The organism is Komagataeibacter europaeus LMG 18890 (assembly GCF_000285295.1).
In the GTDB taxonomy this organism is placed as follows: domain Bacteria; phylum Pseudomonadota; class Alphaproteobacteria; order Acetobacterales; family Acetobacteraceae; genus Komagataeibacter; species Komagataeibacter europaeus.
The window spans coordinates 1-1,033 of sequence record NZ_CADP01000320.1 but is presented as its reverse complement, the minus strand read 5'-3'; the positions used below and the strand labels follow the sequence as shown (position 1 = coordinate 1,033).

The following is a 1,033-nucleotide window of genomic DNA, read 5'->3' as shown; positions in this document are numbered from 1 at the left end:
CGGGGTCGGTACATAGAACGGGCACAGATATACGCTAAGGTCGGATGCTGAGGGTATATGACGGAAAACAGGTGTTTTCCGTCATTTTTTTCTTGCCGGGAAAAGATAGCCGCCAAGGTAGCAAAAACCGCACGACAAACCATGTCGCTTTGCATTACTGTGCGGAAACTCTTCTGATGAGGTTTGTCGTACATGCTGGTCGGTTATATGCGAGTGTCCTCAGCCGACGAACGCCAGTCAGTGGATCTCCAGCGCGATGCGCTGATCGCGGCTGGCGTCGATGCACGCCACATTCATTCCGACAAGGCCTCTGGTGCCCGCGACGATCGCCCTGGCCTCAAGACGTGCCTCGCCTGGCTCAAGGAAGGGGATACGCTGGTGGTCTGGAAACTCGACCGTCTGGGCCGTTCTCTATCGCATCTTCTCGATATTATCGGAGATTTTCGGGAGCGTGGCATCGCTTTCCGATCCTTGACCGAACATATGGATACGGCAACCGCGCAAGGCGAGTTGCTGTTCTCGATGTTCGGCGCACTCGCCCAATACGAACGCGCCTTGACGCGCGAACGGGTCATGGCGGGGCTGGCGGCCGCCAGGCGCCGGGGTCGGCGCGGCGGTAGGCCGCCCGCGATCGACGCGGAGAAGATCGCGGCGATTACCGTCGCCCTCGAAGGCGGCGCCAGCAAAGCGGCTATATGCCGCAACTTCGGTGTACCGCGCTCGACGCTGATCGACACGCTGGCGCGGATTGGCTGGACGCCTCCCGGCAGAACCTGACAGATGCCGCGCCGTTCCGTTCTGACCGAGGCGCAGCGCCTGTTGCTGCTTGCCCTGCCCGAAAACGAGGCCGACCTGGTGCGCTACTGGACGCTCACTCCCGATGACCTGCGTGTCATTGTCAGTCGGAGAAGGGCGCACAATCGGTTGGGCTTTGCTATCCAGCTTTGCGCGCTGCGCTACCCGGGGCGGCTGCTCCGGCCGGGGGAGCTGATCCCTCAGATCCCGCTCGCCTTCATAGGGGATCAACTCGGGA

General features: G+C 61.4%; 2 protein-coding genes. Both read left to right on the top strand.

Features of this window, described 5'->3' with window-relative positions; all coding sequences use genetic code 11:
- Window positions 1-192: 192 nt before the first annotated feature.
- Window positions 193-777 (top strand): recombinase family protein, encoded by a 585-nt coding sequence (locus GEU01_RS22130; protein ID WP_019087712.1) that lies wholly within the window; start codon window positions 193-195, stop codon window positions 775-777.
- Window positions 778-780: 3 nt separating this feature from the next.
- Window positions 781-1,033: DUF4158 domain-containing protein (locus GEU01_RS23935; protein WP_042711046.1), on the top strand; the 253-nt coding region annotated here is incomplete at its 3' end.